The following is a 6,758-nucleotide window of genomic DNA, read 5'->3' as shown; positions in this document are numbered from 1 at the left end:
CGCTTCTCCTCCTTCCCCTGGACCTTCCCGAGGGGGCGGAGCTCTACCTGGACCGGGGGTACGAGAGCCATCTGTACGAGGACCTCCTCCGGGAGGCCCAGGAGGTTGTTCCCATGGTCATCCGCAGGAGGAACAGCCGGCGGTATCTCCCTTGGATGCAGTACCTGGCCATCGTGGGGCGGAGGGTGGTGGAGACGGTGGGGAGCATGCTCCATCACCTCTTCCCCAGGCGCATCCACGCCGTGACCCAGGAGGGTTTCGTCATCAAAGTTCTCACCTTCGTCCTGGCCCATAACATCAGTCTCCTGACCCAGAAGATGGCTGGGTAGCAACTTGGGTTACCGTAAAAAAGGCCCCGCCCACGGAAGCGTGGGCGGGAGGGTTACGTTCTGGTGCGCCCGGAGGGATTCGAACCCCCGACCTAGGGCTTAGGAAGCCCCCGCTCTATCCTGCTGAGCTACGGGCGCCCACGCCCTTGGGATTGTAGCACCCCAGGAGGGCCCGAGGCAAGCCGCCCGAAGGGGTATAGTCTTCCCCTGGGGGTAAAGGGGCCTTCCATAAGCGTCCTTTTATCCCAAGGGGCCGGGGCCCCGCTTGTGCCGGGCTTCACGGCCCTTTACCCTGGAGGGAACCATGACCGAGACCAAGGACCTCACCGCCCTATCGGTGAACGCCATCCGCTTTTTGGCCATAGACGCGGTGGAGAAGGCGAAAAGCGGCCACCCCGGGATGCCCATGGCCATGGCGCCCTTGGCCTACCTCCTCTTTCGGGAGGTCATGCGCCACAACCCCTTAGACCCCGCCTGGCCCGACCGCGACCGCTTCGTCCTCTCCGCCGGGCACGGCTCCATGCTCCTCTACGCCGTCCTCCACCTCACGGGCTACGACCTTCCCCTGGAGGAGCTGAAAAGCTTCCGCCAGTGGGGCTCCAAGACCCCGGGCCACCCCGAGCGCGGCCACACCCCGGGGGTGGAGGTGACCACGGGGCCCCTGGGCCAGGGGATCTCCACCGCCGTGGGGCTCGCCCTGGCGGAAAGGAAGCTCGCCGCCGAGTTCAACCGCCCGGGGCACGTGGTGGTGGACCACTACACCTACGTCCTCGCCTCGGACGGGGACCTCATGGAAGGGGTGTCGGGGGAGGCCAGTTCCCTGGCGGGGCACTGGCGGCTTTCCAAGCTCATCGTCTTCTGGGACAATAACCGCATCTCCATTGACGGCTCCACGGACCTCGCCTTTACCGAGGACGTGCTCGCCCGTTACCGGGCCTACGGCTGGCAGACCCTTAGGGTGGAGGACGCCAACGACCTCGAGGCCCTCCGCCACGCCATCAAGCTCGCCAAGCTGGACGAGCGCCCCACCCTCATCGCCGTGCGGAGCCACATCGGCTTCGGCTCCCCCAAGCAGGACTCCCACAAGGCCCACGGGGAGCCCTTGGGCCCTGAGGCGGTGGAGGCCACCCGAAAGAACCTGGGCTGGCCCTACCCCCCCTTCGTGGTGCCCGAGGAGGTCTACCGCCACATGGACATGCGGGAGAGGGGACGGGCCTGGCAGGAGGCCTGGGAGAAGGCCCTCGAGGCCTACGCCCGGGAATACCCGGACCTCCACCAGGAGCTCATGCGCCGTCTGCGAGGGGAGCTTCCGCCCTTGCCCGAAGCGCCCCCATCCTTTGACAAGCCCATCGCCACCCGGGCGGCGAGCGGCAAGGCCCTGGACCTCCTCGCCCCCCGCGTGCCCGAGCTCCTTGGGGGAAGCGCCGACCTCACCCCCTCCAACAACACCCAGGCCCAGGGAATGCAGGACTTCAGCCCCCAGAACCCCCTGGGCCGCTACCTCCACTTCGGGGTGCGGGAGCACGCCATGGGGGCCATCCTGAACGGCCTCAACCTCCACGGGGGGTACCGGGCCTACGGGGGGACCTTCCTCGTCTTCTCCGACTACATGCGCCCCGCCATCCGCCTCGCCGCCCTCATGGAGACCCCCACGGTCTTCGTCTTCACCCACGACTCCATTGCCCTGGGCGAGGACGGCCCCACCCACCAGCCCGTGGAGCACCTCATGAGCCTTCGGGCCATGCCGAACCTCTTTGTGATCCGCCCCGCGGACGCCTACGAGACCTTTTACGCCTGGCAGGTGGCCTTAAGGCGCAAGGAGGGCCCCACCGCCCTCGTCCTCACCCGCCAGGCGGTGCCCCTCCTCTCCCCGGAGAAGGCCAGGGGGCTTTTGCGGGGAGGCTACGTCCTGGAAGACGCCGAAAAGCCCCAAGGGGTCCTCGTGGCCACGGGGAGCGAGGTGCACCTGGCCCTGAAGGCCAGAGCCCTCCTCCTGGAGAAGGGGGTGCGGGTCCGGGTGGTGAGCCTGCCTTCCTTTGAGCTCTTCGCCGCCCAGCCCGAGGCCTACCGCCAAGAGGTCCTGCCCCCGGGGCTTCCGGTGGTGGCCGTGGAGGCGGGGGCCAGCCTGGGGTGGGAGCGGTACGCCCACAAGGTGGTGGGCCTGGACCGCTTCGGGGCCAGCGCCCCCTACCCCGAGGTCTACGAGCGCCTGGGGTTCACCCCCGAACGGGTGGCGGAGGCTCTGGAAGCCTTGCTATGAGGTTTTGCGCCCACCTCCTGCCCATCCCCTCGGGCTACCCCGGCACGGCCATCGGGGTGGACGGGATCCGGGCCACCGCCAACGGCACCCGGGCGGCCCACGCCGTCTTGGGGGCGCGGCACGCGCTCCTTGGGGTCTTGCAGAACGCCCAGGCGGCCCGGGAACTGGGGGAGGAGGTGCACAAGGAGGGAAAGGTGGCCCTGGAGGACCTCTACGCCCAACGGGTCATCGGCAGACGGCTCCAGGCCTTGGGTCTTGCGCCCCAGGGGATGGCCCTCTTGGCGGCCAACCCGTCCCTGCCGGTCCTTTCCGCCGCCGAGGCCGCCTTGGCCCTGGGGGCAGACGTGGCCGTGTGGGCCCACGGCCCGGTGCCCCGCTTCCTGGGGATGCGGGGCGAGGGCATGGTCTTCGGCGCCTAGGGGGTGGGGATGCTGGCCACCTTGCGGGAGGTGATTCCGGAGAAGGGGCGGGCGGTGGGGGCCTTTGACGTGGTGGGTTTGGAGTGGGCCGAGGCGGTCCTAGAGGGGGCCGAGACCCTAGGCCTGCCCGTGGTCCTCAGCGTGGCGCCCCACCTGGGAGGCCCTCCCCTGAAGGCCCTGGCCCCAGGGCTCAGGGCCCTGGCCGAGGCGGCCAGGGTGCCCGTGGCCCTGCACCTGGACCACGGGGAGAGTCTGGAGGCGGTGGTGGAGGCCCTGAGGCTTGGCTTCACCAGCGTGATGCTGGACGGAAGCCACCTGCCTCTGGAGGAGAACATCCGCCAGACCCGGCTGGCGGCCGAGGTGGCCCGGGCCTTCGGGGCCACGGTGGAGGGGGAGGTGGGGGCGGTGCCCGGCGGGTACGGGGAGGCGGTGGACGAAGGTCCCCTGGCCTACACGGACCCGGAGGAGGCCCGGGTGTTCCTGGAGGAAACCGGGGTGGACGCCCTGGCGGTGAGCATCGGCACCCGCCACGGCCTGCACAAGGGCGCGGTCCGCCTCAACCTGCCTCTCCTGGAGGAGCTTTCCCGCTTGCCCGTTCCCTTGGTCCTCCACGGGGCCTCGGGGCTTTCCCCGGAAGACTACCGGGCGGTGGTGGCCCGGGGCATCCGGAAGATCAACCTCTACGCCGACTTGGCCTTAAAGGCGGCGGAGGCCTTGAAGGAGGCCCCAGGAGAGGACTACCTGGCCCTTATGGCGGGTATGAAGGAGGTGCTTAAGGGCCTGGTGGAAGCCCGGATGCGGCTATGGTGGGGTTGAAGGCCCTTCTCTTTGACCTGGACGGCACCCTGGCGGAAACGGAGGAGCTCCACCGGGAGGCCTTCAACCGGGCCTTCGCCCACTTCGGCCTCCCCCTTTACTGGGACCAGGACACCTACGCCCGTCTCCTTTGGACCACGGGGGGCAAGGAGCGCCTTAAGCGGGCCCTGGAGGAGACCCCGGGGGCGCCGCGCCTCACCTGGGAGGAGGTGGCCGAGGTCCACCGCTACAAGACCGGGGTTTATCTGGAGCTCCTTCGCACCTATGGGGTGGCCCTGCGCCCCGGGGTGAGGCGGCTTTTGGCCGAGGCCCAGGAGGCCGGGGTCAAACTCGTTCTGGCCACCACCACGAGCCCGGAGAACGCCGAGGCCTTCCTGGAAGGCACGGGGCTTAAGGGCCGGTTCTCCTTGGTCCTGGCGGGGGACGTGGTGGCGCGGAAGAAGCCGGACCCCGGCATCTACCTCCTGGCCCGCGAGGCCTTGGGGCTTGCCCCCGGGGAAGGGGTGGTGGTGGAGGACTCCCGCAACGGCCTTCTGGCGGGCCTCGAGGCGGGGTTTCCCGTCCTCGTCACCCCGAGCCTTTACACCCTGGACCAGGACTTCCGGGAGGCCCAGGCCCTGCTGCCCCACCTGGGAGACCGGGACAACCCCGCCCCCGTCCTGCAGGGCCCCCGGGCGGGGGAGCGGGTGGTGGTGGACCTGGATTACGTGAAGGAGGTGCAAGCGTGGTGGAGCACCTGATCGTGTTCAACGCCGAGGCCAGCCCCGAGGAGGTGCGGGAGATGGTGCGCAAGGCCCAAGAGGTCCTCTTGCAGATCCCCGGGGTCTGCGGTTTGCGCTACGGGGAGGCCCTCTCCCCGGAAGCCCGTTACCGCTACTGGCTTTCCGTCCTCTTTGAGGGGCCGGAGGTGGTGGCCTTCTACCGGGACCACCCCCTGCACGTGGCCTTCGCCGACGGGGTCTTCCGCCCCATGGCCCGGGACCGGATCACCGCCGACTACCTGGTGGTCACGGAGGTGCTATGCGGCACCTGAGCTACAGGGAAGCGGAGGGCAAAGCCTTGAAGGTCCTGGTGGACGGGGTGGGGGAGGGGTTGGTCCTCGAGGGGGAAGGGGGCTACTACGCCCTCTACTACCTCTTTGGCCTCCAGGGGCGGAGGGCCCCAGACCCCGAGGAAACCCCGGACTGGGTGGAAGGCCCCGCCCCTTCCTGGGAAGGTTTCCGCCTCCCTTACGACCAGGCCCGTTGGCTGGAGGAAAACGGCTACATGTCCTTTGTCAACGAGTCCAAGTAGGAGGAAACCATGGAGTACGACGAGCTGCCCTACGGCGAGGCCAAGGCGCGGGCGGTCAAGGTCCTGGAGGACGGCTACGGGGACGCGGTGGTCCTGAAGGACGACCACGGCTACTGGGTCCTTTACTACTTCTACGGCTTCCAGGGCCCACCCCCCACCGCCAAGCCCCACTGGATGGAAGGCCCCTTGCCCGAGGAGGGCCAGGTGCGCCCTCCCTACGCCATGCGGCGCTTCCTGGAGGATCAGGGGGATTTCACCTACCTGAACGACGTAGACTGAGGGGGTGAGGCGGGACGCTTTCCGGATCCTCCAGGGCACCGAGACCGCCATCTACCTTTTCGCGGGCTTCCTCATCGCCGCCGGGGCGGCGGTCCTTCTCCTCAGCACCTTGATGGAAGGGGTCCAGCACCTCCTCAAGGGGGATTACGGGGAGGTGGTCTTAGGGCTTTTGGACCGGGTACTTTTGGCCTTAATGCTGGCGGAGATCCTCTACACCCTGCTTCGCTTCGCCCGGGAGGGGACCCTGGAGGCCACCCCCTTCCTCATCATCGGCATCATCGCCGCGGTGAGGCGGGTTCTGGTGCTCACCGCCGAGGCGGTGGAGAAGTTTGACCTGGCCGACCCCGCCTTCATGGCCGTTTTGGCCGAGCTCGGCCTCCTTTCCCTCATGGTGGTGGCCTTCGCCCTGGCCATTCGCCTGGTCAGGCCCGCAGGAGGGCAATGAGGGCCTGGGCCGCAGGGTTGGTCACCCGTCTGGGGTGGACCAGCCAGAAGTAGCGGCGGATCTCCCCCACCGGAGGGGCCAGGCGCAGGGCCTTGAGGTTGCCCACCTTGAGGTTCGGTTGGACCACCACCCGGCTCACGATGCCCACCCCGGCCCCGGCCAACACCAGCCGCTTGGTGACCTCGTTGTTGTCGGTGTAGAAGGTGGGGCTTAGGTCAAGGTTCGCCTGCTCAAAAGCCCTCTCCAGGGCCCGCCAGGTCATGGAGCCCGGTTTGCGCACCACCAGGCTTTCCCGGCTTAGCCATTCGGGCGGCACCTCCTCCCGGCCCGCCCAGGGGTGGTCCGGGGGCACGATGAGCACCAGCTCGTCCTCGTAGAAGAGTTCCCGCTCGTAGCCTTCCCACCGCTCCACCCCCTCGAGGATGGCGAGTTCCAGCTCGCCGCCCAGGAGGCGCTCCGCGAGCCTTTCCGAGCTCCCGCTCTCCACGTGGACCCGTATCCCGGGGTGGGCCTCGTGGAACCTCTTGAGGAAGAAGGGAACCACGTAGGTGGCCATGGTGGTGGAAGCCCCCAGGGTGACCTCCCCCAGCTCTAGCCGCCCCATGGCCTGGGAGACCCGCTGGAACCCTTCCAGGGCCTGCACCACCCGCCGGGCCTCCGGGAGGAGGGCTTCCCCCACCCGGGTGAGGACCAGGTGCCGCCCCTGCCGCTCAAAGAGGGGGTGGCCCACCTGCTCTTCCAGGCTCCGCAGGTACTGGCTCACCGCAGGCTGGGTGATGCCCAGGGCCAGGGCGGCCCGGCCTACCCCTCCTTCCTCCACCACCGTGACGAAGACCCTTAAGGCGGCGGGGTTGGGGAGCTTAGCGTTTTTGGATATGAGCATATGCTTATGGTATGAGGAGAAGCATATGATTGCA

General features: G+C 68.5%; 9 protein-coding genes, 1 tRNA gene and 1 pseudogene. 9 read left to right on the top strand and 2 right to left on the bottom strand.

Going from position 1 to position 6,758, the window contains the following annotated elements; genetic code table 11:
• A pseudogene (locus BLP62_RS09920) lies at positions 1-329 on the top strand (IS982 family transposase); the annotation flags it as partial.
• Positions 330-390: 61 nt separating this feature from the next.
• Here BLP62_RS09920 and BLP62_RS09915 read toward each other — a convergent pair.
• Positions 391-467 (bottom strand) — tRNA-Arg (locus BLP62_RS09915).
• 166 nt (positions 468-633) lie between these two features.
• Here BLP62_RS09915 and tkt point away from each other — a divergent pair.
• The 8 genes from tkt to BLP62_RS09875 are packed head-to-tail and all read left to right on the top strand — an operon-like array spanning position 634 to position 5,841.
• Complete coding sequence (gene tkt / locus BLP62_RS09910; RefSeq protein WP_093008204.1) at positions 634-2,589, top strand: transketolase; 1,956 nt, start codon at positions 634-636, stop codon at positions 2,587-2,589.
• Positions 2,586-3,008 carry a hypothetical protein gene (locus BLP62_RS09905; protein WP_093008203.1) on the top strand — a complete coding sequence of 141 codons (423 nt, stop codon included), beginning with the start codon at positions 2,586-2,588 and terminating at the stop codon, positions 3,006-3,008. Before tkt ends, BLP62_RS09905 begins: the two co-directional genes overlap by 4 nt.
• Positions 3,009-3,017: 9 nt before the next feature.
• Positions 3,018-3,824, top strand: coding sequence for a class II fructose-bisphosphate aldolase (locus BLP62_RS09900; RefSeq protein WP_093008202.1), 807 nt, complete (start codon positions 3,018-3,020; stop codon positions 3,822-3,824).
• Entirely contained in the window at positions 3,812-4,564 is a 753-nt protein-coding gene (locus BLP62_RS09895; protein WP_093008201.1) for an HAD-IA family hydrolase, read from the top strand. The genes BLP62_RS09900 and BLP62_RS09895 overlap by 13 nt, the downstream gene beginning before the upstream one ends.
• The gene (locus BLP62_RS09890) at positions 4,549-4,857 is read left to right on the top strand and encodes a Dabb family protein (protein WP_093008200.1); all 309 of its coding nucleotides are present in this window, start codon (positions 4,549-4,551) and stop codon (positions 4,855-4,857) included. The genes BLP62_RS09895 and BLP62_RS09890 overlap by 16 nt, the downstream gene beginning before the upstream one ends.
• A complete protein-coding gene (locus BLP62_RS09885; RefSeq protein ID WP_093008199.1) occupies positions 4,845-5,117 on the top strand; it encodes an annexin VII in 273 nt (90 codons plus the stop codon). The genes BLP62_RS09890 and BLP62_RS09885 overlap by 13 nt, the downstream gene beginning before the upstream one ends.
• Positions 5,118-5,126: 9 nt before the next feature.
• Complete coding sequence (locus BLP62_RS09880) at positions 5,127-5,396, top strand: hypothetical protein (RefSeq protein ID WP_093008198.1); 270 nt, start codon at positions 5,127-5,129, stop codon at positions 5,394-5,396.
• A 4-nt stretch (positions 5,397-5,400) separates the two neighbouring features.
• Entirely contained in the window at positions 5,401-5,841 is a 441-nt protein-coding gene (locus BLP62_RS09875; protein ID WP_093008197.1) for a phosphate-starvation-inducible PsiE family protein, read from the top strand.
• On the opposite strand, the gene BLP62_RS09870 is transcribed toward BLP62_RS09875, so the two are convergent.
• Entirely contained in the window at positions 5,819-6,724 is a 906-nt protein-coding gene (locus tag BLP62_RS09870) for a LysR family transcriptional regulator (protein ID WP_093008196.1), read from the bottom strand. The two genes, BLP62_RS09875 and BLP62_RS09870, sit on opposite strands and share 23 nt — an antisense overlap.
• Positions 6,725-6,758 lie beyond the last annotated feature (34 nt).

Source organism: Thermus arciformis (genome assembly GCF_900102145.1).
In the GTDB taxonomy this organism is placed as follows: domain Bacteria; phylum Deinococcota; class Deinococci; order Deinococcales; family Thermaceae; genus Thermus; species Thermus arciformis.
Note: the sequence above shows the minus strand (reverse complement) of the source record. Positions and strands in the feature narration are given on the sequence as shown.